The sequence below is a fragment of the Polyangiaceae bacterium genome (assembly GCA_016715885.1).
GTDB lineage: Bacteria > Myxococcota_A > Polyangia > Polyangiales > Polyangiaceae > Polyangium.
Genome location: JADJXL010000028.1, coordinates 978,074 through 1,002,099 on the forward strand (window position 1 = coordinate 978,074; position 24,026 = coordinate 1,002,099).

Genomic DNA, 24,026 nt, shown 5'->3' on the forward strand with positions numbered 1-24,026 from the left:
ATCATGCGAGCAAATCGCATGCATGAGGCGGCTTTTTCACGGTCGCAAGGCCGATACGTTCGAGGTGCGCGAGGACAGACAGGACGGTGGGTTCGTCCCACGCATCACCGATGATTTGAAGGCCGATGGGCAAACCTTTTGAGTCCAAACCAATGGGCGCAGTTGCCGCAGGCAAACCCGTGAGGTTACCGAGAAAATTGAAACGACAGAGTCCATCGATGGCCGTGGGGTCGCTGAAAGGCAAACGCTCTTCGGCCTCGGTGTAGCGCGGTGCCGTGATGGCGGTCGTGGGAAGCGCAATGACGTCGACGTCATGAAACAGCTCGGCGACGGCGATGCGCAGCCCCGAACGGAGGCGCTGCGCGTCGAGGTATTCGCCGCAAGAAAACCCTTCGACAATGGCAAACATGAGGCGAAGGTCATCGGGCAATTCCGAACGCCTACTTCGCAAAATGTCGCGCTTGATGGCAACTTCCTCGGGCGAAATGGTCATGTAGCCCATCGCGGGGGCATATTTCGCCATGGGGATCTCGATACGAACGATTTCCGCCCCCTCCTTTTCGAGCGCCGAAATGGCTCGTTCGAAGGCCCGAACGATATCGGGCTCGGCCTGGCGCATTTCGAGCTCGTCGACGCCGATGCGTAATCCGCGCACGCCAGAGCCGAGATATGCGCCGAATCCGCCTTCGGGAGGCGCGGGGGCCCACGAGGTCATGGGATCTCTCGGATCGGGCTCGGACGCGACGATATCCAAAAACGTCGCGAGGTCGCGGGTCGATGCAGCAATGGGGCCGGTATGCGCGACGGAGCTGGAAGACGTGGGCGATCGTGGAACTCGGCCGAACGTTGGTTTGATACCAAAAATCCCGTTGAGCGCTGCTGGAATGCGGATGGACCCGCCCCCGTCCGTACCAATGGCAATCGGAGCCATCCCCAGCGCGACACCGACGGCGGATCCCGTGGAAGAACCACCCGCGGCGCGCGTCGGATCGTGCGCATTATGAGGCATGGCGTAATCGGTGCTATTGCCAATGGGCGACATGCCCCAGATGGTGAGCACGGTTTTTCCGCAAAATACGGCGCCTGCTTGGCGCAAGCGAGCAACGATGGTGGAATCACAAGAAATGGGTGCGTCACTTTCGCAAATGGATCCATCGCGCGTGGACAAACCATTGACGTCGCATTGGTCCTTGACGAGAAATGGGACGCCATCGAGGGGGCCGATGGGGCGGCCGCGAACAAAACGGTCCGCGGATACCTCGGCGTCGCGCAGGGTCATGGCGGGATCCTTGGCAGCAAGAATGTTCATGCATGGGCGACGCGTGGCGAGCTCGTCGAGACGCGTGAGCACGCGGTCGGCGACGTCACGCGGGGATAGTTTTCCGTCTCGATAGGCGGACGCGAAAGAATCGACTGTGTTGGGCCACGCGCCGATTTCGGGCAAAGGCAAACCTGCGCTCGGACGTGATCTCGACGGGCGAGCTCGAATCGGCCGCAATTGCATGGGAAGTGGCCCGCGAAAGCGTTCGGGTAGCTCCGTAAGACGATCGATGCCCATGGTCGTTTTCAGGTAAGCCCGCAAAGCGACATCGGCGCCTGGAGTTTCCGCGATACGCCGGATTGCGGCAAGGGTTGGTCCAGACAACCGAGGCGTCTTGAAAGCAGGACCAGGCAAGCGAGGAATTTTCATGAGGGGCGGAAAGATATCGATGACGCCGATTCGTGGCAACCGTTCCCAAAATATAGGTACGCTAGCCGAGGTTGCGCATAGGGAGGCATCCAATGGAAATTTCTTCGTTCGTCGTGGGGCTTTGCATTTCGGGTAGCGCGGTTTGTTTCGTCGGTTGCGGAGGCACCGTGAGCGAAGGGGGACAGGCGGGAGGTTCGTCGAGCAGCTCGAGCTCGAGCAGTTCGGCGTCTTCGAGCAGCTCGGCGAGCAGTTCCTCGAGTGGTTCGACGTCGTCGAGCAGTTCGTCGTCGACTAGCTCGTCGTCGAGCAGCGGTGGAGGGTCGAGCTCCAGCAGCAGCAGCAGCGGCGGAAGCAATTACGCGACATGCGACGAATGCTTGGGGAAAACAGGGGCCGTCGCGAATGAGTGCGAAGCCGAGTGGACGGCATGTTTGGAATGGAAAACGTGCAATTCTTTGATGTTCTGCAATGACTCGGGGCTGCCGGGTGGTCCTGGCCCGTGCGACAAGAAAACCGTCGACGGGGCATGTTGTTCACTGCAATGCGACACGAATACCCCCGATCCTGAAGGCATCAAGCGTTACCGGGCCCTCGACGCGTGCATCCATTGCAAAACCTGCGCGAGCGTGTGCGCGTCGGATCCGTACTGCTCGGTTTTCGCGCCGGATGGCGAAGCGCTTTGCACCCCCCTGTAAACATTCGATTTTTTCTTGCCTGACAAACCTCCACATCGAGTAAGCTCGCCGCGAACTAAAATCGCTCATGGGTGAGCCGACTTGCGACGGTGCGGTCCACGAGCGCGAGAGCTTCTCGGAGGTGGAACGTCTTCATGCAATCACGAAAATACCTTCTTTCGGCAGCGATGCTCGCCGGACTGGTCATGGGATCGACTGGATGTGAAGTGATCTCTTCCGTCGATCGAAGCCAGATTGGGAATACCGGCGGCAGCGGCGGCATGGGGGGCTCCGGTGGTTCCGGCGGCTCGATGATGTGCGTCCCCGAAGACGACCAGAACGAGTGCACGGATGACGTGTGCAACGCCGACAATACGACAGCGCACAACCCGAAAGCCGCGGGTGAACCGTGTACGACGGGCGGCAGCCAATGCGATGGCAATGGGCAATGTGTCGAGTGCATCGTGGCAACGGACTGTCCCGGCATGGATGACGCCTGCCAAACGCGCACGTGTACCGCAGGCGTTTGCGGCATGGACTTCACCGCCGCCGACACGCCGACACCGACGCAAACCGCGGGCGATTGCAAGATCGAAGTGTGCGATGGCAGCGGCTTGGCCATCCAAAACAACGACGACACCGACGTTCCCGACGACAGCGAGGCCTGCACGACGGACACGTGTGACATGGGCACGCCGTCACACACGAACGTGGCGCAAGGCAGCGATTGCACGCCTCCTGGAGGACCCGACCCGCTCGTGTGCAACGACATGGGCCAGTGCGTCGGATGCAACGTCGCAGCAGATTGTCCCGGCACCGACGACGAGTGCTCGACGCGAACGTGCGACATGGGCGTGTGCGGCGTGTCGTTCACCGCGAAGGATACACCCGTCGCGGCGCAGACGCCGAACGACTGCCTCGTGCATGTCTGCGACGGCGCAGGCAACTTCGTCGACATTGCCGACGACGCGGACGTACCGCTCGACGATGGTAACGCGTGCACGACGGAAGCGTGTGCCGGTGGGATGCCGATGCATCCGAACGCGGCCGACGGGGCGCTGTGCAGCGACGGCGATGGCTGCACGCAAACCGATACGTGTCAGATGGGCGTCTGCACCGGGGCAAACCCCGTCGTCTGCGCAGCTTCCGATCAGTGTCACGACGCTGGCATGTGCGATCCGATGACCGGCATGTGCTCCGATCCTGCGAAGATGGACGGCACCGCGTGCGACGACAGCGACGCGTGCACGCAGGCGGATACGTGTCAAGCAGGCGCTTGTACCGGGGCGGATCCCATCGTTTGCATGGCGTCCGACCAGTGTCACGACGTCGGCACGTGCGACCCGATGACCGGCATGTGCTCCGATCCTGCCAAGATGGACGGCTCGATGTGCGACGACAGCGACGCGTGCACGCAGACCGATGCGTGCCAAGCTGGCGTGTGCACCGGGGCAAACCCCGTCGTCTGCATGGCATCCGACCAGTGTCACGACGTCGGCTCCTGCGATCCGGGCACCGGCACGTGCTCCGATCCGGTCAAGATGGACGGCTCGATGTGCGACGACAGCGATGCATGCACGCAGGCCGATTCGTGCCAAGCTGGCGTGTGCACCGGGGCAAACCCGGTCGTCTGCATGGCATCCGATCAGTGTCACGTCGCGGGCACATGCGATCCGATGACCGGTACATGCGATGATCCGAATGCGCCCGATGGCACGATGTGCACCCTTGGCGGCTCGGGCGGCGTGTGCTCCGTCGGCGTTTGCTCGCTCTGCGGCAACGGCTCGCTCGATGCAGGCGAGCAATGCGACGATAGCAATACGACCGGCGGCGACGGCTGCAGCTCGATGTGCCAAATCGAAGAGATCGAGCCGAATGCCATGTGCGCCGAGGCCACTGCGATCGCGCTATCCGGCTCGCCCCTCAGCGGCTCGGTCGTCGGTGCCATCACGCCACTCGGCGACCACGACTGGTACTCGTTCACGCTTCCTGCTGGACCTCCCAGGAGCGTGCGTATCGAGACGTTCGTGGGCGGCTCGGGCATGTGCACCGAACCCAATGGAACTGCCGACACCGAGATCTTCTTCTACGCATCCGATTGCACGACCGAGCTCGGTAGCGACGATCAAGACGGCATCGGCAACTGCTCGCTCATCGATCCGGCTGTCGACAACTTCGCGCAAAACCTTGCGCCCAACACGTATTACGTCCAAACGATCCGGTGGCTCGACAATGCCGTGATCGACCAGTACCAGCTCGTCGTGACGGTCGTCGGGGAATGCAGCAACGGTGTGGTGGAACCGGGCGAAGCGTGCGACGACGGCGATCTCATGGGCGGCGACGGCTGCAGCGCGACCTGCACCGTCGAACCTGGTTACACGTGCTCGGGTTCGCCGAGCGTCTGCGCTCCGCCGGAAATCCTCTGCAACGACGGCATGGACAACAACGGCGACGGTTCGATCGACGCAGCCGATCCTTCGTGCGCGGTGCCCGCTTACTTCACGCCATGCGGAGGCGGCGAGAGCATGCTCGTCTACCAGGTGCCCGTAGGAACGGATATCCCTGAAGACCCCACCGTGCTCGACAGCAGCGTCAACGTGGCAGCAGGCGGCAACATCGCTCGCACGGCGATCGCCTTCGACATCACGCACGAGTATGCCGCAGACGTGGACGTGTACCTCACGCCGCCCGGTGGCGCGCCGCTCGATGCATCCACGGGCAACGGGAGCTTTGGCGTGGACTTCACGGACACGCTGCTCGATTCGACGTGCGCCGTGCCCATCGACACCGCGACCGATGCAGACGCGCCATTCAGTGCGTGCTACTCGCCGGAGACGTCTTTCGCGACGCTCAACGGAACGCCCGCCAACGGCCTGTGGACGTTCACGGTGACCGATAACTACGCATTCGCCGACTACGGCACGTTGAACAACTGGCGTCTCATCCTCTGCACGACGCCGTAATGCTCTAAAGCCGAGCCTCGAGTCATGCGCTCGCTTCTCGAGACCAGTCACGATAGAGGCTCGGCCCCCCATACCCCATAAACGCAAACTCGCAGGTGTTCGCAGCTTCGAATCAAAGTGGGCGAATAAGCTCGACGTCCATCAATCGACCGCGAGCGACATCGGATATCCCATCCATAACGACTTTGGCATGGTCCGTGTCCACCAGGCACATTGGTTGGCACGTTTCTCACGACTTTGGCGAAAGCAACTCCAGGGCGAGGTCATACTTCTCGGCGTTCTCCTCGGTGCGCTCGGGGAGCCGTTCACGTGCAGTGCGACGATCTATGTCCCACGCGGTGATGGAAGCGCCCCAGGCGAGCAGCAGCCGGATCATCTCGATGTCGAGGAGAGCCGCGGCATGGCCGAGGGCATTACAGCCCGTCCCGTCGCCGGGACACTCCTCGATTGTCTTTGCCGCCCCCGCACGCAAGAGCGTCGCGGCCATTTTCAGGTCCCCGCGCACCACGCACATGGAGATTGGAACATCTCCCACGTCGCTCCTGACGTTTGGGTCGGCTCCCGCGGCCAGAAGCATGAGTGCGGCGTCACGATGCCCATCCCAGAGAGCCCGCAGCAGTGGCGTCGCGTCGCGGTTACCCTCCCAGGCATTGCAGTTAGCCCCATGCCGCAGAAGGAGTGCGACAGCTTCAATGTCCCCGCCCTCCGTAACCTCATAAATTGCGGCGGAAAGGGGGCTCCATTGCGGCTGCTCCGTGCTGCGTTCGTTCGGGTCGTCTCCAGCAGCAAGCAACCGGGCGAGGGTGTCGAGGTCGTGGGCCTTGATCGCACGATGCACTTTTTCGCTCATGACTACAGTCCTGACATCGGGTGACCGGGCGCGCAATTTACCACCTTGAGTGCCTCACACAATTTGACCCCCTTGGTGAGATCGTCAATCTGCTGCGGATGTCCCGAATCGGGTGAGTTCTTGAAGCACTCGTCTTGCACCTTCTGTCGCGCCGCGATGCACGCCAGCATCGCCGGGATGCGAGCCTTGATCAAGGAGCAGGGATACTCGGGCAGAAAACGCGCGTTTTTGCCCTTATCACTACAGCTCTTCCCAGGAAATGTCAGCGGATGTTCTGGACAAACCTTGTCCTTGTCGGCTTCCAGGCGAATGCGCTCCACTTCCTCACACGTCTGGTTCGGATACTTTCGCGGCAGGGCGATCGGGATCGGCGGGGCCGTCGTCGTTGCGGTGGGTTTGGCGGTCGCCATCGGCCAGCCCGTCGTTATCGCGGTAGGTTTGGCCGTAGTCGCCGCGTGCACGATAATCTGCACGGTGTACACAGAACCAGCCACGACCATGCCCAGCGCGAGCAAACAAGGTGGCGACGCAACGCAAACCGCAAGCGGTACTGCCGGATTGCCCAGCAGCATGCGCGATTCCGGCTGTGCAAGCTCGCGATCGAAATTCTCCGAGCGAGGGCGCAGAAGATCGTATTGGGTGAGCGAGCGGATCGATGCAGCTATGCATTGCTCGAGCTCTTCATCGCCAATGGTGGAATCGACCAGCGTAATGGTCTCGACTTGACCGTTGCTATCGAGCGTCACGTCATACTTGACGATATGGTCCGCATCTCGGACGTGATGCGTGTGCTCGAAAGCGCAGCCTTTGATCGGCGCTGCAACGTGCTCGGGAATGTCCGCAACAGGATGCTGAACGCCCCCGCATCCCTGAGGCACGAACGCAAAACCCAAGCACACGGTAAAGCCCAATGACAAAGTAAGTCGTTTGATGGTTGGAACCATGGTACGATTGCACCCGATGCGGTGCGCCGTGGTCAAGGTGAAACCCGCGCCACCGTTCGCTCCGATCGACATCCGAAGATGCCACGTTGTGCCACCGATCGCTCCGATCGACATCCGCACGAGCCCATTCGAGCGAACGATCGCTCCGATTGACATCCGCACGAGCCCATTCGAGCGAACATTCGCTCGGATCGACATCCGCTTGAACCCACGTCGAACGACCGTTCACTCGAACCGACACCCACGTGAGCCAAATCGAATCATCGTTCACTCGAACCGACATCCACACGAACCACATCGATCAAACGTTCACTCGAAAGCGCAAACCGATTGAGCCACACTGTGCCATAGTTCGACCAAAGTGACATCCACACGAGCCCCATTGAACCAACGTTGGCCCTTCGCGCCTTCCCACCATGCTCGTGCACATGCGGTACACAATTAGCGCGTCAATCACTTGCGCCGGCGGATCAAACCTTCCTGGACGGCGCTCGCGACGAGCCGCCCTTTGCTGTCGAAGAATTGCCCGCGCACGAGACCTCGAGCCCCCGAGGCCGACGGGCTGTCCACCGAATACAAAAGCCATTCGTCGACTCGAAATGGCCTGTGAAACCACATCGAATGATCGAGCGACGCCACGTGCATTCCTCCGGATAACCAACTCACGCCGTGCGGATCCATGGACGTGCCGAGAAACGCAAAATCGGATGCATATGCGAGAACATAACGATGTAGTGCTGGGCTATCGGGCAGCGCATCGATGGCACGATACCAAGCATATCGGCGCGGCTCGGTAACGACGGGTCGCAACGGATTGCGCGGTTCGACGGGACGAATTTCGATGGGCCGTTCGGCCGTGGCAATGGGCCGGAGCGATTCTGGCAATTTGTCGGCGATCGCAAGCGCCATTTGCCGTTCGGACAGGAGCGCTTCCGGCGCTGGAACATCGGGCATTTCGTCCTGATGCTCGAAACCGCCTTCGTCGACCTGAAACGAAGCCGCAAGGCTGAAAATGGCTACGCCTTCTTGCACCGCGACGACCCTGCGCGTCGAAAAACTTTTCCCGTCACGCAATCTGTCGACTTGATAAATAATGGGCCTGCGCACGTCCCCGGCGCGAAGGAAATATCCGTGCAAAGAATGGACGGGGCGATCCTCGGGTGCCGTTTGCGCCGCCGCAGAAAGCGCTTGACCAAGGACCTGGCCGCCGAAAATCGCACCCCAACCGAGGTCTTGGCTATGACCACGGAAAAGGTCACGATCGAGGCGTTCCAATGCGAGAAGGGCGATGAGATCAGAGAGGACGCGTTGCATTCGTATTGCGAGATATCATGAACCGAGCTTGCACGCCAAACGATCCGTGCGCCATCAAATATCCAGCTCACACGACGTAATCGATTCACGGCAACACGTCGACGGTCCGCACGACATGCTCGGGCTCGAGATACCCGTGCCGCACACGAATCCCGATTCACATTCGCAAGACGCATCTGCACAACAAATCGCGCCCACGTGAAATTGGAGCGCTCGCGTTTCGCCCTCGCAAAAATCGACCGAAACCTTCTGTGCATCACCCGTCGCGGCAGGCAACGTGACCGGACAAGCGAATTCTTTGCCCGGTTCCGCGGTATCTTGCCCCGCAATCACATCGAATGGCGTCACCTCGATCGATATGCGATCGCTCGCTGGTTTTCCCACGTCGCGACGCAAAACGAAAGTCGCCGTCGTCGTGCCTTGAACACCCTCGATGTTGATACACAGGCTCTCTATCAATGCGCCCGTCGATTCGTTTGCAATCACCACACGCACGGCAAGCGGAATCGTCGCAGCCGTAATCGCCGGCACGAGCTTGACCCGCAGATAGCTCGGATCCTGCGATGCATCCGACGAACACCCGGTCCACGCGAATGCCGGTAATGCGCAAAGGACAAACGGTGCTGCGATTCGAGCGAAATGCCGGCCGCTCATCAAAACCTCACGGTAAACGCCGCTGGAATGACACGACCCACGGTGCTCGGCGGTGGAGCCGCCACAGCCGGAGCATCCGCGGTCGTTACGACGGCGACGACGGCAATCGCGGCACCTGCAGCGACAACGCCACCCACGGTGCCCCAAAACCAGCCGCGCTTGTAGAAAGGCGGAGGTTCGGGCGGAGGCGCAATGTTGATTTTGGGCGCCGTGAGCACCACGACCGCCTCGGGCCCCGCAACCGACTGCGCGACCGTGACCGTCTCGTATCCCTCTTTGCGCATGATGAACACGTGCTTGCCCGGGTCGAGCTCGACACGACCATCCGCCGCGACGATGAACAACGTGCCATCGATCTCGACGCCGCCATCCGCTGGGTTTCTCCTCAGCTCGACGTGCACGATCTTCGGCGCAACTTCGTCCCGTAATTTCTCGACGTCTTTCTGCAATGCGGGCTTCAGAGGTTTGTCGTCGACTCCGCGGGCAAGCAGCTCCTCCGCGATCCGTTTGGCCTCGACGTACCTACCAAGAGCTCGAAGCGTGACCGCCATGTTGAACCGCACGGACGCGGAATGGACGAGCTTGTCGGACTTCTTGAACGCATCGAGCGCCTCGGACCACCGGCTCTCGTCGCTCAGCGCAAGACCTTGATCGAAGAGCGCACGCGCCTCTTGTTCTTCGGGCGAAAGCTTGCCACCTGCCGCAATTGCAGGTGTTTGTCCCAAGAGAAGGGCACACAGCGGAGCGAGGACAAACCACCGGAGGTGCGGCTGTCGCCTGGGCATACGACGAATCAATCGTAACTCCTGACGAGAGATCCACCCTTTCGCGAGGTGGTCGTGGGTTTCGGGATCGGCGTCGAACGTGGTGCAGCGACCGCCTTGGAGCTCGTCGTGGCAACGACGGTTGCGGGCGCAACGCTCGCAGAAGCCGCAGGAACTGCCTGCGCCGTCGCAACTGGAGTCGTCGGCTCCGCGATCGGAGCGACCGAAGCGGTCTGAACGGGAGGTGGCGACGGTGCGGCGGACGCTGGATCTTGCTGGGGTTTGTCGCGGGAAAGAAGCACCACGAGCAGCGCAAATGCGACCACGGCAAACGTCGAAGCGACACCGAGCAGCACGTGAACCGGCGATACCGTTTTCTTCGGCGGCGCCTGCACGGCGAGCGTCGGCCGAATGATCTGCGTGTCACCCCGCGCGACACCCGGAATGGAAACATCCGTCGTCGTGCTCGGTTCCGATAGCGGCGTCGACGACGACGGCGGAGGCGGACCAAACGGAGCGGGCGTCACGCCTTGCAGCATCGCCTGCGTCTTGTCGTAGGTCGCTGACACTTCCTCTCGCGGTTCTTCTTCAGTTTGTCCGGACGAATCTTGTTCCGAAACTGGCGGCGGAGGCGTTTGTCCCGACGACTTGAGCGTCGACGCATAGAGCGGTTGCGTCTTGTCGTACCCGGGCCCCGTTCGCGACGACGAGGGCTCAGCGATGATGTCGCTGACCGATCGGATCGACGAAGGCGAGCTAGACGAACGCGACGACGGGCCACTCGGAGAGCTTGCGATGCGCGCCAGAAGCGCTTTTCGTGCAGAGGAGCGCGCGGGGAAATTCTCGAGCACCCACGCCGATGCACTCGCAGCATCATGCTGAGCTGCGCACGCACGCGCCCACGCACGCAGATCCTGCTCGACCATCGCGGCGGTCTGGTAACGCTCAGCCCGCTCGCGCGCCATCGCCCGCAAAATGATGGGATCGAGCGACGCGCGCACGCTCATCGGCATCACGCGACTCGGAGGTTCCACGACCGCGCTCTGAAGCGCGGTGATCGTTTCGAGGTCGCTCGCGCGGGCAAACGGTGAAAGTCCCGTCGCCAATTCGTACAGCATCACGCCCAAACTAAAGATGTCGACGGTGCGATCCACCGGCGCACCTTTGAACGTCTCCGGCGCCATGTACGGGAGTTTCCCCTTCAGCTCGCCATGCGCCGTTTGATGCATGCGATGCGTGCCTTTGGCCACGCCGAAATCAAAAAGCATCGGGTGACCCGCATCGGACAAGAGCACGTTTGCGAGCGACACGTCGCGATGGATGATCTCGAGTGACTCGCCCGTCAGAGCCTTTGCTTCGTGCGCCGCGTGCAGAGCGGACGCCGTCTCCGCGCCGATCCATGCAACGAGCCAATCTGGAAAGGCGACACCACGCTTGCCCAGATCGCGCAAGAGACGCGCAAGCGAATCGCCGCTGACGTAGTCGAGCACCACGAAGTGGTTGCCCCCCTCGGAACCAACGTCGATCGTCGCGATGATGTTCGGGTGACGAATGGATGCCGCGACGTTCGCCTCGTCGTGCAGCATGTGGATGAAGTTTTCATCGCCTGCGAGATGCGGGTGGATGCGCTTGACGGCGACAGGCTTGATGAATCCGCCTGGCCCGACGAAACGCCCGACGAACACCTCGCCCATGCCGCCAGAAGCAAGGCGTTCGAGGATCTCGTAGCGTCCGAGTCTCTCGGGGATTTCCAGGGAGTCGGAGGACATGCTGCGCCCGAGGGTACACCGGGAGTGGTTGCGGGGGAAGAATCATGCGCGGTCGAAAAAGCGCTGGATGCTTGAACAGTTGCCTAGGTCCACGGCATGATGCGGGGCGTCTTCCAAGGGGATTGCGCGGAGGGCGCCACGATGGACATCGTCCTGTCGAAATCGACGTTACGTCTCCCATTTTTCGTGACGCTTTGCCTCGTCGTTTCTGCCGGAGTGCTCGTCGAAGTGCTGGGCGCTCTGTACGGTTTGCCCACGCAACACGGAATCGTGCCGCTTTTTTCGCTGAGTTACGAAGCCAATGTGCCGACGTTCTATTCGGCGGTCATTCTTTCCATTGCATCGCTGCTCCTGATGTTTGCCGCGGCGAGTGCCAAGAAATCCGGGGCCGGATTCGTACCTCATTGGTGGGTGCTTGCCTTGGGGTTTGCCTACATTGCGGTGGATGAAGTGTTTTCGATTCATGAAATGACCGGATTTCTCGATTTGTCAGGCGTATTTTATTTTAGCTGGGTCGTTCCTGCCTTCGTGGTGGTCCTCGTCGTGGCGCTTTCGTACCTGCGTTTTTTGCGCCATTTGCCCCGGCGCACGAGCATTCGATTTTTGATTGCGGGGGCCATTTTCGTGGGTGGAGCGGTGGCCATGGAATTGCCGCTCGGATATTGGACGGAAAAACACGGCTCGCACAACCTGGGTTATGGGCTCATCGATGCGGTGGAAGAGTCGCTCGAAATGCTCGGCATCAACCTTTTCATTTTGTGGCTCGTCGATCACCTGGCGGAGACGGGTGTCGTCGTACGTTTTGCGACGTCCGAACCGAGCCCAATACCTGAAAAAATGCCGTGACCACGACGATCGAAGCAACGCCCGAGCTGCAAAACGCAGCGCCTGCAAGGCGCTCGCCCTACATTGCGAGTCCTGTCTACGATTGGGTATTTTTTCTGCTCCCGCCTCTCGCATCGATGCTCGTGGGAGCGCTCGTCTCTGGAACGTCGCTCGATACGGATCGTTTTTGGCTCGCCAGCAGACGATTCACGTGGACGACGTTGCTTCTCGGCATCTTCGTGCACGCGCATCTCGTGGCAGTCCTTGTCCGTAGTCATCTCAATCCCGACGTATTTCCGCGCCACAAGATTCGCTTCATTGCCCTGCCGATTGCGCTGTTTGCCGCCATGATGTCGTCGATGTGGGCGGTCGTGATTGCCACGGTGGTCGTCACGTTTTGGGACGTGTGGCATTCCGCGCTGCAGACGTTCGGCCTCGGGCGTATTTACGATCGCAACCAAGGCAACGATCCCCTGGTGGGCCGAAGGCTCGATTTCTTTTTGAATTTGCTACTTTACATCGGCCCCATCGTCTCTGGCGCGACGATGCTTGCTCATTTTCAAAAATTCACGCTCTTCGAAGACGTCGGGGCCATGTTTTTCACGCAAATACCGACGGCAATGTTGTCACATCAACGATTCATTGCCTGGGGCCTTGTCTTCGGCGGCGGCATTTTTCTCACTTTTTATGTGCTGGCTTATGTGCGTCTTGCCAAACGCGGTTACAAGATTGGCGTTCAAAAAGTGTTTTTGTATGTGACGACGGGGCTTTGTTCCATCTGGGCCTGGGGGTTCAATCCATTCGGTCAAGCCTTTCTCATCATGAACCTTTTTCATGCGTTTCAATATTTTGGTCTGGTGTGGTGGTCCGAGCAGCGAGTGCTCGTAAAGCGGCTCCGGCTCGAGCGCGTGAGGTTTGCCAAACCCATTGCGGCCTTTGTTTTCATTACCGTGACCCTTGGGTACGGCGCAATGGCTGAAATCATCGCCGACGATTACCGCGCCTTGTGGAGCGTCGCACAGACCGTGGCCCTGATGCACTTTTTTTATGACGGGTTCATTTGGTCCGTGCGCAAGAAACAAATTTGACGTCATTGAAAAAGAACACGCGGCTGCACCCATCCGTTACCAGGTGCGGATTTCATTCCGCACGAAAAGGGGCACAAATTCGGCGTGATTGCGATAGCCACGTGGACGATTTTTGGGTACTCTCCGGTCAATGCGACTCGACAAACTTTTCCGCTCTGGTTTCGTGATGCTTGCTCTTGCTGCGGCATTTGCCCTGCCGGCGTGCAGCAAGAAGGACGAACAAGCCAAAGGTGGGGAGATCACGGCCGAAAGTGTCGCCGCCGAAGAAGAGATTACCGAGCAGCACGAGCCGGCGACGGTATCGTGGGTCGTCGCTCCGGAAGGCAAGCTGAAGGCTCGATTCAAGGCGCCCGATGGTGCGCCGCTCGGCAATAGCGTCACGGGCACGGTCACGGTGAAACCCGTGCAGGCGGATGCAAAACCCGTCACTGCAAAGCTCGTTTACGACACGGAAGCGGGTGTTCACACAGCCGAATTTCCGGCGCTCGATGCGGATCTGACCGAAGTGACGTACGACGTGTCGGTCAAGGGAAAACCCATCAATGGAGCGCTGCACGTGCCGCGCGGTGGCACGCGCGAGCTCGTGGCAACTGCGAAAGTAGCGGCCGAAGTGAAGATCCCCGAGGACAAGAAGGGGCCCAATGGGGGCATCATTCAAGTGGCCGGCGACGACGTGATCGAAGTCGTCGCAGACGCGAAATCGGGCGAAACGCGCGTCTACGTGCTCGATGACGATTTCAAACCGATTCCCGTCGGCAAGCGCAAAGTGAAGATCGCCGTCGTGGGAAGCGCTCCTGAAACCGTGGAGCTGCAAGCCGAGCCGAAGGGGCTTTACTTCACGGGCAAACTTGCGGTGGTCAAGACAAACCCGCACAAAGTGACCGTCGTGCTGCACGGCGAAAGCTCGCCGCAGCCTGTCGTGGTGCTTTGCCACCATCGGCCCGGCCGCGTGGTCGTGGTCGGTCATGGCGCGCCGGTCGTGGGCCTGTTCGTCGCAACCGCTTGGGCGCCCGTCGTGGTGGTGAATCCGACGCCCGCCGTGATCGTCGTGGGCAAAGGCAAAGGCAAAGGCAAAGGCAAGTGGGGCTGGAAAAAAGGCCGCGGCCACGGCGCGAAGGTGCACATCAAGTTTTGATTCGCCTGCGAAAAGTCTGACGACAGCGCTACGGCGTCTCGCAACGCCAACACGAAACTTGGCCCAGCCCTTCGCCCCATGAAAGGTCTGGGCCATGCTCATCCGGCTCGCCCGGCCATCGTCGCTTCTCGCCGCACTTCTGGCGCTCGGTTCCCTCGCCCTGCCCCGCTCTGCCTTGGCGTGGGTCGACGCTCGCGTTGCGGGCGACGACGTGCGCATCGACGTATCCAAAGACGGCTCGGCGCGCGTCGAGCACAAGATCACGCTGCGCATTTCGGGCGGCCCTTTGCGCGCGCTCGACCTGCGCGGCGTCGATGCCGACGCGATTCCGGAAACGGACGCGTACGTGGTCCCGGGACGCGATGCAGCCTCGGGATCGCTCGCTCAGGCCGAGCCAGTGAGCGTCGAGATGCTTCCGCCTTCGCATCGCACGCAGGACGACGGCTCGAAAGAGCCTTCGGTCATGCGTGTTCGCTTCGATGCCGACAAGGGTTTGTCCCGGGGCGTCTTCGTGGTGTTCGTCCGGTACAAGACCGAGCTTTTTCGGCGTGGGCTCATTCGTCGCGATGGATCGATGGCGCAGCTCCGTTGGTCTGGTTTGTCCTGGAACGATGGCTTCGATTCGGCCCGGGCAACGTTCATTCTTCCCGCGGGTCCAACCGAACCTCGGCCGGATGAATCGACGCCCGATGAAAGTGGGCAGCCCGGTGCAGAATCGCTACCAGCGTCGACGCTGTCGACATTGCGTCGAGGCACCGGGCGTGACGAGCTCGAGCTTTTGCGGCCGTACGCGCCCAAGGGTGAAGCGGTGCAATGGCTGGTTCGGTTCGATGCCCGAGCGCTCGAAGTGACGGCTGCAAAGCCGAAGACGGCCGATGCTCCCATGCCCCAGGCTCCTTCGTCGGTGACGCCGGCGCGAAGGGATTTCCTCTTTATTGGGGCAGGTCTCGTGTTTGTCCTGTATTCCCTCTTGGTTGCATTGAAGTCGCGCGAAGTCATCCGCACGACGGCTGCTGCAGGGGCAAAAGCGCGCCCATTGATTCCGCTTCCCGTGTACGTTCGTTCGGTGGCTGCGGGGCTTTCGCTGACGGGTGGGCTCCTTCTGGAGCTCTTCATGCGCACGGGCACGCTGGGGGCCATTTTCGTGGCTTTTGCGGCGGCATTATCGATGCACCGAGCGCCAACGATTGCGCCTTCGTCACGATTGCGAGGGCCCGGCATGTGGCTGCCCATCACGGAAGAGGAAGCGTTTGCCCGTCCGCCGCGAAGAGCGGGCACATGGCTCGATAGCTCGACGCGCGCAGGAAAGGCGCTTCTTTTCATGAGCCTCGTGCTGCTCGGCGTAGCGGTATGGTTCGTGTCCGACCGGTCGATGTATCACGCCTATTTGCTCGGATTCGATGCGGTCGCCATTTTTGCGATTTTCTGCACGGGTCGTTTGTCCGACGTGCCGCTGGATGCAGTTTCGTATGCAAAACCATTTCTGCAAAAGGTAGCGAAACGAATTCGCAAAGCAGCGCGCAAGACAGGCGACGATATTCGCATCATTCCACGCATTCGCGTACCGGAAGGATCTGCCATACCGGACGAAATGCGTCTTGCGATCGTGCCGCGCGCGCCGCTCACGGGGTTCGTCGGACTGGAAGTCGGCGTGGTGCCCATTCCATCGCCGGCATCGGCGGTGCATTCGCCGGAAATGATTTTGCGCGTGACGACGGGCTCGCCGTGTGAAGAATCGATTGTAGCGATTGCCGAGCAAGGCAAGAGCCAACGTGGTCGGCGTTCGTCCGAGCGAGCCATTACATTGGCACCGCGCCTTCCGACGACGTGGATGACGGCGGACCTCGTGATGCGTCTCGTGACGGCACTTCGCGAAGCGCGCAAAGCGGAGGAGCGATCGGGCATTCGGCGCACGTCGCAAATGGGCGTCGAACAAGCAGGGGCCGCGCGAGTGGCTTGACGTGGGGATAGGCCAACGAGCACCGGCGAGGGGTTGCACACATTGTCGTGCACATGTAGGATCCGATGATGGATGTTTCTGTAACGGAATTCCGAGCAAACTGCCTGGAACTCTTGCGTCGCGTTGCGAGTGGTGGCGAATCGATCGCGATCAAACGCGGGGGTAAGGTCGTCGCACGTCTGACACCTGCAGGATCCGAAGCAGAAACGCAGCCTAAGCCTTGGGAACGGCTTCGCGGGTCCGGCGAACTCTTGGCCAATCCAGGCGAATCTGTGCTTGATGAGCGCGAGTTCGAGGCTTTGCGATGAGGGTTCTACTGGACACTCACGTGTGGCTTTGGTGGTTACTAGGTTCCGATAAACTGCCAACGAGAGAACGAGATGAGCTCGATCGATTGGCATCGAGCAGTGCCTTGGGTATTGCAGCGGTGACTCTTTGGGAAACGCAGATGCTCCATGCAAAGAAGCGATTGACCTTGAATCGCTCCTTCAATAGCTGGATAAGAGACGCAGCGGCACCCAATGTCGTCCAAGTTCTTGCACTCGATGTCGATGTAGTCATCGCTCTCAACGAACTACCAGCCTCATTTCATGGCGATCCCGCTGATCGGCTCATCGTAGCAACGGCAAGGGCACATAGGTTATCCCTCGCAACCCACGACACAGCCATACGCAGAAGTCGAGTTTCAACGTTATGGAAACCGGGGTGATTCCAATCATGCTAATGAAGGCTTGCTCTTGACATGCCCCCCAAACCGTCCCAATCGCCCCCCCGCGGAGCCCGCATCGCCGCATTGGTCCTCCTTGTTGGATTGGGGCTGCTCGTCCTGGCGCAAGGTTCCCCGAGCAGTGCTCCGCCCGCAACCAGCACGGATAACGCTGCCGCCGCTCTTTCCGTCGATCCGGACACGATCGCTCCCCAGGGCAAAGCTCCGACAGCCGACCTGGCGGCATTGCTCAATGGCCTCACCCTGGGCAACGAATTCGACGGATGGAAAGTCGTCAACGTCTGGGCAACGAACGACAAGATCGTTTGGATTGAGCTTGGAAACGACAGGAGTTTCTTTTCGGTCGGCATCGCTTCCAAAGGGAAAGGCAACCCTCCCCCACCGATACAGACCGATCTTTACGAAGTGGGCTACGGAATGGTGCGTCCAAAAGGTACATCCATTCCGCAGGACGTCCTTACGAAAGTAGCCGAACAAGTGGCCACGCGCATCCGCATGCGCGAGCGCGAAGTGCCCAAGCCAGCGGCGCTTTGAGCACCTCGACAATTGGTTTTTCCAGCCAATCCAAAAGCGCGCTCAGCCTTCCACTTGTCCCACGAGCGCCCCAATATCCGCCGGAAGCGGTGATTTCACCGTAAACGCCGGCACCGTCGCATCACCACCCCACGATATCAACGATGCGTGCAGCGCGTGCCGAGACAAACCTTCCGCGGCTGGACCGCCATACAGCCCATCCCCCACGAGCGGATGCCCAAGCGCCGCAAAATGCGCCCGAATCTGATGCCGCATCGCCTTGCCCGCTCGCGCCTCGACCAACGCATATCCCGCATGCTCGGATACTTTCGTAAACGTCGTCCGCGCAGGCCTCGGCGCATATCGCGCCACATCACGCGGATGCACGCACGCAAGAACGCGCCGCCGGTCCTTCGGATGCGGCGCTAGCGGTATCTCGATGGTCCCGGATTCGGGCAAATCCTTCGCCTCGCACACGAGCAGATACCGCTTGTCGATTCGTTCCTCTTTGATGGCTTTCGTCAATACATCGAATGCATCCTTCGTCCGAGCGGCCATCACGAGGCCACTCGTTTCCGTATCCAATCGATGACAAAGACCCGGCTCACGCGGGGAAAAACCAATGTTTGCGCATTCGGGATACCGAGCCAAAAGCGCATTCGCAAGCGTCCCCGTCTCCCCCGGTTCGAGCGGCGCCGATGGCTGCCCCGCCGGTTTGTCGAAAATCAATACCTCGTCCGTCTCGTACACCACCACGAGCGGCAAGGCCGGATCAGGCACCGCCGCCTGACTCTGCGCCTCGGGAGCCACGTCGATCGATACGACATCGCCCGCTTTCGCCACGTCCCCCTTCGCTACGCGTCGCCCACGTTCGGCCCCGCCGTCGTGAACGCGCACCTTGCCGCCCTCGAAAAGCCGCTTCGCTCCCGCTCGACCCAGCGCCGGAACGGCTTGAAGCAAAAGTTTGTCCAGGCGAACACCAGCTTGTTCTTCGTTCACGGCGAATTTGATCATCTCTCAGCCTCCAACGGCATCCCGAACAGCTCTGTCCCGCCCGCTCGAACTACTGCCATACGCCGCTGCACATTAGTCCCATCACGGGCGCACGCCGCTCCCCTGCACGACTTTCCCCAATCAATCCGAACATGGGCACCGGCAGTTGCATGTCTGCCTTCTTCTTCGGCTTTGCCGCAACGGCCACCTTCGGACGCATCGCATACCACCCAATCGCCCCACCCAGGATCGCCATCCCACCGGTGATCCCAAGCCAAATGCGCTGCTGCGTCGGCGTGGGAGCGTCGAGCAAGAGCGGGCTGCCAAGCGCCGCACCACCCAAGCCCCCCATGAGCACCCCGAGATCGACCCCGACGACACGCGTCGTCGACGGCCGCAAATGCAAGCTCAGCGCCGCAGCACCGAGCCACCCGAGACCTGCACCATACCCGAGTCCCGCCATCGGCAACGTCCCCACATCGCCTCGGACAAACGCTTCCGCAATGCCGCCGAAGACGAGGCCCAAGCCTGCACCAGAATGCGCCATTGCCGCATCGCCCTCGGACGCTCCCCGCCACGCAAGCCCAAGCGTTGCGAGAGACAAACCCGTCGCCGATGCAACGAGACCCGCCGTCCACTGCTCACCCTCGTGAACGGCTCCTCGAGGCTGCGGTGCGTACGCGCCAAACCTGCTCGCATGAATCAAGTGTCCTGCGAGCGTCGGCCACCACGCGCCCGACGCGAGAAACCATGCGTCGCCAACACCAATGTCCCACTCCTCCGCCGCAAGAACCGACGCGACGAGTCCCCCGCCTGCGCCCACGGCGAGCAGTGGGTACAAGAGGCGCGGATCATCCGAACCACTCGCACGCTGAATCGAATAGCCGACGAGTCCCCCGAAAAGCGTCGCGTTGATCGCGAGCGCCGTCTTCCCAACGCTCCTCGCCGGCACCGTCAGCGAGCCCTTGCGCTCGGCAGCAGCCCGCTTCGTCTCGGCTGCTCGCTCGCTCCGATCCGTCACGAGATCGCGAAGCATCACGACGGCCCGAAGCTCTAGATCCGCACGCGCGACTCGCTCCACGCGCACGACGAGTTTTCGCGATCCCGGCTCCGCAAGCAGCAGCCGCAACTCGATGTCACCATCACGCTCGCGAATGCTTGGTGCAATCAACATCGCTCGCATCGCTTCGGCCGATGCAACGAGATCGATTTCATCATCGGGAGCGGCACCACGCCTGCCGAGATCGAGTGACAAACCGAGGTCTTGCGCGGTGTCGGCGAGGAGCACGTCGAGCTGTCCGGCGATCGTTTGAAGCTCGGAGAGCTCCGCTGCGGAGGGGTCGCCCAATATTTTGGCTGCAAACAATGCCGTCGCGTTGCGCTTGGCTTCGGCCGCCGATGCATCGGGCAGAGGGACGCTTGGTGCTGCAACGGATGTGCGCACGAGACATGCCGTCGCGAGCGCTAGAGCGAGTGAACCGAGACAGCGACGTATCAGAACATCACCACGCCACTCGCGAAGACATCGAACGTGTTGCTGTCACTGACGTAAAAGCGCCGTCCGATGGCGTTGATGACCGGACGATAATTCGGGTTCGGAATGCCCGTGGCCGAGATCGTTCCACCATCGAACTCACTGCCGCTCTTGCACGGACCCGCTGCACCCGGATTGTCCTTGAAGTTGGGATTGCACGGCTGATCGCCGGTGATCCCGTGACGCTGATCGTGCTGGAAACCCATCCCGAGCGTGAACTTGACGTATTCGCTCGCTTGCCACGTGACGGATGCTTGTCCGCGGATCGTCGAATACTGCTGCACGTCGGTCAAACCCGTCACGTACGTCTTTTGCGATTGCTCGTCGATGACCGAAAAAGGCTCACGTGGAGCGCTCGGCATGGGGTTCGCGACGAAGTTGGGGTTTTCCCGGTAGCGCGCCCATTGAGGTACGCGGAGCGAGTTCGCGGCGCTCGAACCAAGCGCGTCGAAGAGCTCCGAGTAATCACGGCCTTCGGACGTGTACTTGCCTTGCACGCGCATGTCGATCGTGAGTCGCCCGAACTTCTCGCGGTTTTCCCAAGGAATGACCATGAGACCAAGCGTCATCGTTCCCGAGATCGGAGGACGATTCACGAGCGACCCCTGAAGGTCCGTGATCCCGTAGTCGGACGAAGATTGTTGGAACTCAAAGAGTGCGGAAAAACCACCGTACGGTTCGACGTACTTGATGCGCTTCGACACGAGCGTGTGCACTTCGAGGCCAATCGTGCCGCGCGTGACGCCCGGCTGTCGTTCGCCCACGTCGAAGCCTTCGAGATCCCCATCTCGTTGACCGTCTCGATCGATGTCCGACGGCTGCGCACATTGCAGTTGCCCCGTAGCAGGTTGCGTGTTGCACGCATGCATCGGTTCACCGAGCGCAAAGCGACCTTCCACGCCGAAGAGCAACGTGGGCTTGGTGCGATCACGCGCCTGGTTCATGAAGGCGCTCGTGTCGATACCCACCGCGAGGTACTCGAGGCCGCTGCGATCCGGTGACTTGAACGGAAGCGAGAAAAGCTGTTCCCCAGGCGCGCCTTGAAGCACCACGGATTGCGCTTGATCGCTGCCGTCGAGCGCCGTGAGCTCGCGCGTGTTGCTGAGGATGATGGGCAGACGGAAGTAGAGCGCGAGGTCTTTGTAGAGACCGACGTCGACGCGTGGAATGAGGCGCGATGTCGACTCGGAATACGCCGCGACGTTGAGCAAGCTCGACGTGAAACCGCCCGAGGTGAGACCAGGCCCGAAGATGTTGGTCTCGCGCTGGATCTTCGCGGACTTGGAGGAGAATTGAAAGCCGAGGCTCACAGCGATGTCGAACGGATCGCCATCATCGAAGGCATCGATCACGTTCACCACTTCGCCTGGCTCTTGCATGATCCGCGGCTCGGTAGCACTGCGCGGTTCGTCCGCGCGCGCCACTTGTGCATCGAGCGATGCTACGAGCGCAAAAGATGCCGCAAGAAGTGCGGACATACCGCGGACACGACGTCCGAGGCAAAGCCCCATGCCCCTGTGATCGCAGACCGTTCCGCCTTCCATGTCGAACCTTTCCGTTCGACGGACGCTAGCGGCGTACGTGGTGATATGTCAATCGGATCGAGCGTCATTCGCAACGGCGGCTCGACATCCGCACAGTACCCGAGCCGCTGGGCGTAACGAGGACCGCTTCAGGCGTCTTCCGAGCCCATGGGCGCCGGAAGGTAACTGTCTCGGGGCCCCGGAGCAGACAGTGGCGCGTCGCTCGGTCGTTCTTCGACATCTTCGACGGCATCTTCGACGAAAATTGCGTCGGTGATGTCCTCGGCGTTCAGTTCTTCACGTGCCGAGCTCAGATCACGCGAGGTTTGGTCGAGACGATCGGCGAGGACGCCCAGGAACTGCCAGAGCAACTTGACCGCAAGCTCGGCTTCCTTGCGCAAGACCTCGAAAAAGTCGCTGCGATGCAGGACGATGAGCTCACTCGGCTCGGATGCCGTCACGGTTGCCGATCGCGGCACGGCGCGAATCAGCGCCATCTCGCCGAAGTGTTCCCCAGGTCCGAAATCGTTGAGAACAGTTTCGCCGCGACTGACGCGCACTTCGCCCGAGAGCACGATGAACAGCTCGTCGCCGCGATCGCCCTCTTGCACGACGACTTGACCCGGGTCGTACGAAACGACCTCGGCGACCTGCATGATGCGCAGCATCTCGCGCTCGTTGAGGCGCGCGAAGAGCGGCATCTTCGAGAGCAGCTCGCGCTTGAGCTGAAGTCTTCGTGCACGACTGTCGTCACGTTCGTCGCCTTTGCCGAGACGAACGATGATGGCGGTGATGTTGTCCTTGCCGCCCTTGCGATTCGCTAGCTCCAGCAGAGCCGTTGCTGTCGCATCACCATCTTCGTCTTCGAGGTACGGTTCGAGCTCGGCGGTGTGCGCGATGTATCCATGCAAGCCGTCGGACGCGAGGAGGAATTGATCCCCAGGTAAAACCTCGATCGTGAGCGTGTCGACTTCGACGCGTTCGTACACGCCCACCGCGCGCGTGATCGCGTTCTTCTGAGCGACCTTGTCGATCTGTTCGCGCGTGAGTTTTCCGCGCTTGATGAGCTCGTTGTAGACGGTGTGATCTTCGGTGATCTGTTGGGCCGAGCCGTCGCGCAGCAAGTAGATGCGACTGTCCCCGACGTGCGCGATGAATCCGTACGAGCCGACGATGAGCAGCGCGGAGAGCGTGGTGCCCATGCCGCGTTTGTTCGTGTCGGCTTTCGCTTCGTCGTGAATTTTTGCGCATGCGCGCTGCACGGCGGTCTCGAGGACGCCGAGGATTTCCTTGGATCCGATGCGCGCACTCACACCCTCGTCGGTGTACTTGTCGATGACGTCGCGATTTTTCTTGACCTCTTCGTGAATGATCCGCACCGCAATTGCGCTCGCGACCTCGCCCGCAGCATGGCCGCCCATGCCGTCCGCGACGATGGAAAGCGCGAGCTTCTTGTCGACGAGGAAGTTGTCCTCGTTGTGGTCACGAACGCGACCCACATCGGTGGCTGCGTAGAACTGGATCGTGTCGGACGACGGCATCGCCCCGCGAGGCTACCATGGGCGTTCGCGCGCTCTCCACTTCTTGGTTTCTTTTGATGAAGCGGTGGGGTCGATGAGCAGTCACATGCGTTTCGTCGCACGCGTCTAGCTTGCAAACGGTTGGGTTTGTCGGAGCACTTCGCCACCCGCAACGTTTCAGGTGCTCACACGGACAAACCCGGCCCTGCCAAACCTCTTGCGGTCCGACTGCACTTCGATTGTAGGGATTGGAAATATGGGGAAATCGAGCGGATTTGCGGCCTGAATACCTGATCGATATTCAACGGGCTACTCGTCTTCGGATTCGTCTTCCGGCATTGCGTCTTCGTCATCCGCTTCGACTTCGCGCAGCGTGGTGTCGACCATCATGGCCGATTCTTCCTCGGGCGGCGGGGCCGGCGGATCCTCTCGCTCATCGATGGGCTCGTCCACGTGGCACGCCGAGGCCAAGGTGACAAACACGATGCCGACAAACAGGTGGACCAACGAACGTCGGCTGCTCGAATTTCGACGCATTGCAGTATCTCCCTTACCCCCACCTCGGCGACAAACCACTTTCATTCCC

At 60.9% G+C, this 24,026-nt stretch carries 22 protein-coding genes; 9 read left to right on the top strand and 13 right to left on the bottom strand.

Features of this window, described 5'->3' with window-relative positions; all coding sequences use genetic code 11:
* Position 1 precedes the first annotated feature (1 nt).
* Positions 2–1,690: an amidase gene (locus tag IPM54_45420; GenBank protein ID MBK9267005.1), complete on the bottom strand. Its 1,689-nt coding sequence runs from the start codon at positions 1,688–1,690 to the stop codon at positions 2–4.
* Between the two features lie 61 nt (positions 1,691–1,751).
* Positions 1,752–2,045 carry a hypothetical protein gene (locus IPM54_45425; GenBank protein MBK9267006.1) on the bottom strand — a complete coding sequence of 98 codons (294 nt, stop codon included), beginning with the start codon at positions 2,043–2,045 and terminating at the stop codon, positions 1,752–1,754.
* 103 nt (positions 2,046–2,148) lie between these two features.
* On the opposite strand from IPM54_45425, the gene IPM54_45430 reads away from it, so the two are divergent.
* The gene (locus IPM54_45430; protein ID MBK9267007.1) at positions 2,149–2,385 is read left to right on the top strand and encodes a hypothetical protein; all 237 of its coding nucleotides are present in this window, start codon (positions 2,149–2,151) and stop codon (positions 2,383–2,385) included.
* 134 nt (positions 2,386–2,519) lie between these two features.
* On the top strand, positions 2,520–5,327 hold the full coding sequence (locus tag IPM54_45435) for a proprotein convertase P-domain-containing protein (protein ID MBK9267008.1): 2,808 nt from the start codon (positions 2,520–2,522) through the stop codon (positions 5,325–5,327).
* A 229-nt stretch (positions 5,328–5,556) separates the two neighbouring features.
* Here IPM54_45435 and IPM54_45440 read toward each other — a convergent pair whose 3' ends face one another.
* From IPM54_45440 to IPM54_45465, 6 genes are all read right to left on the bottom strand, one after another.
* Positions 5,557–6,177 carry an ankyrin repeat domain-containing protein gene (locus IPM54_45440; GenBank protein MBK9267009.1) on the bottom strand — a complete coding sequence of 207 codons (621 nt, stop codon included), beginning with the start codon at positions 6,175–6,177 and terminating at the stop codon, positions 5,557–5,559.
* Positions 6,178–6,179: 2 nt separating this feature from the next.
* A complete protein-coding gene (locus IPM54_45445; protein MBK9267010.1) occupies positions 6,180–7,193 on the bottom strand; it encodes a hypothetical protein in 1,014 nt (337 codons plus the stop codon).
* A 381-nt stretch (positions 7,194–7,574) separates the two neighbouring features.
* Positions 7,575–8,435 (bottom strand): acyl-CoA thioesterase II, encoded by an 861-nt coding sequence (gene tesB / locus IPM54_45450; protein MBK9267011.1) that lies wholly within the window; start codon positions 8,433–8,435, stop codon positions 7,575–7,577.
* A 54-nt stretch (positions 8,436–8,489) separates the two neighbouring features.
* Positions 8,490–9,089, bottom strand: a complete 600-nt coding sequence (locus IPM54_45455; GenBank protein MBK9267012.1) for a hypothetical protein — start codon at positions 9,087–9,089, stop codon at positions 8,490–8,492.
* A complete protein-coding gene (locus IPM54_45460; protein ID MBK9267013.1) occupies positions 9,089–9,874 on the bottom strand; it encodes a tetratricopeptide repeat protein in 786 nt (261 codons plus the stop codon). The genes IPM54_45455 and IPM54_45460 overlap by 1 nt, the downstream gene beginning before the upstream one ends.
* A gap of 8 nt (positions 9,875–9,882) precedes the next feature.
* On the bottom strand, positions 9,883–11,622 hold the full coding sequence (locus IPM54_45465) for a serine/threonine protein kinase (protein MBK9267014.1): 1,740 nt from the start codon (positions 11,620–11,622) through the stop codon (positions 9,883–9,885).
* 141 nt (positions 11,623–11,763) lie between these two features.
* Here IPM54_45465 and IPM54_45470 point away from each other — a divergent pair, with 141 nt between their 5' ends.
* The 7 genes from IPM54_45470 (at position 11,764) to IPM54_45500 (ending at position 17,891) form a co-directional block, all read left to right on the top strand.
* The gene (locus tag IPM54_45470; protein ID MBK9267015.1) at positions 11,764–12,468 is read left to right on the top strand and encodes a hypothetical protein; all 705 of its coding nucleotides are present in this window, start codon (positions 11,764–11,766) and stop codon (positions 12,466–12,468) included.
* Between the two features lie 8 nt (positions 12,469–12,476).
* A complete protein-coding gene (locus IPM54_45475; protein MBK9267016.1) occupies positions 12,477–13,535 on the top strand; it encodes a hypothetical protein in 1,059 nt (352 codons plus the stop codon).
* A gap of 130 nt (positions 13,536–13,665) precedes the next feature.
* Complete coding sequence (locus IPM54_45480) at positions 13,666–14,670, top strand: hypothetical protein (protein ID MBK9267017.1); 1,005 nt, start codon at positions 13,666–13,668, stop codon at positions 14,668–14,670.
* Positions 14,671–14,764: 94 nt separating this feature from the next.
* The gene (locus tag IPM54_45485; GenBank protein ID MBK9267018.1) at positions 14,765–16,630 is read left to right on the top strand and encodes a hypothetical protein; all 1,866 of its coding nucleotides are present in this window, start codon (positions 14,765–14,767) and stop codon (positions 16,628–16,630) included.
* A gap of 65 nt (positions 16,631–16,695) precedes the next feature.
* Entirely contained in the window at positions 16,696–16,938 is a 243-nt protein-coding gene (locus IPM54_45490) for a type II toxin-antitoxin system Phd/YefM family antitoxin (protein MBK9267019.1), read from the top strand.
* Positions 16,935–17,339 (top strand): type II toxin-antitoxin system VapC family toxin, encoded by a 405-nt coding sequence (locus IPM54_45495; GenBank protein ID MBK9267020.1) that lies wholly within the window; start codon positions 16,935–16,937, stop codon positions 17,337–17,339. The genes IPM54_45490 and IPM54_45495 overlap by 4 nt, the downstream gene beginning before the upstream one ends.
* Positions 17,340–17,372: 33 nt before the next feature.
* Positions 17,373–17,891, top strand: coding sequence for a hypothetical protein (locus IPM54_45500; protein MBK9267021.1), 519 nt, complete (start codon positions 17,373–17,375; stop codon positions 17,889–17,891).
* A gap of 42 nt (positions 17,892–17,933) precedes the next feature.
* Here IPM54_45500 and IPM54_45505 read toward each other — a convergent pair whose 3' ends face one another.
* The 5 genes from IPM54_45505 to IPM54_45525 all read right to left on the bottom strand — a co-directional run bounded on the left by IPM54_45505 (position 17,934) and on the right by IPM54_45525 (position 23,977).
* Complete coding sequence (locus IPM54_45505; protein ID MBK9267022.1) at positions 17,934–18,884, bottom strand: RluA family pseudouridine synthase; 951 nt, start codon at positions 18,882–18,884, stop codon at positions 17,934–17,936.
* 49 nt (positions 18,885–18,933) lie between these two features.
* Positions 18,934–20,307 carry a hypothetical protein gene (locus IPM54_45510; protein MBK9267023.1) on the bottom strand — a complete coding sequence of 458 codons (1,374 nt, stop codon included), beginning with the start codon at positions 20,305–20,307 and terminating at the stop codon, positions 18,934–18,936.
* Positions 20,308–20,357: 50 nt separating this feature from the next.
* Positions 20,358–21,941 carry a hypothetical protein gene (locus IPM54_45515; protein ID MBK9267024.1) on the bottom strand — a complete coding sequence of 528 codons (1,584 nt, stop codon included), beginning with the start codon at positions 21,939–21,941 and terminating at the stop codon, positions 20,358–20,360.
* A gap of 128 nt (positions 21,942–22,069) precedes the next feature.
* Positions 22,070–23,461 carry a Stp1/IreP family PP2C-type Ser/Thr phosphatase gene (locus tag IPM54_45520; GenBank protein MBK9267025.1) on the bottom strand — a complete coding sequence of 464 codons (1,392 nt, stop codon included), beginning with the start codon at positions 23,459–23,461 and terminating at the stop codon, positions 22,070–22,072.
* 288 nt (positions 23,462–23,749) lie between these two features.
* On the bottom strand, positions 23,750–23,977 hold the full coding sequence (locus IPM54_45525) for a hypothetical protein (GenBank protein ID MBK9267026.1): 228 nt from the start codon (positions 23,975–23,977) through the stop codon (positions 23,750–23,752).
* Positions 23,978–24,026 lie beyond the last annotated feature (49 nt).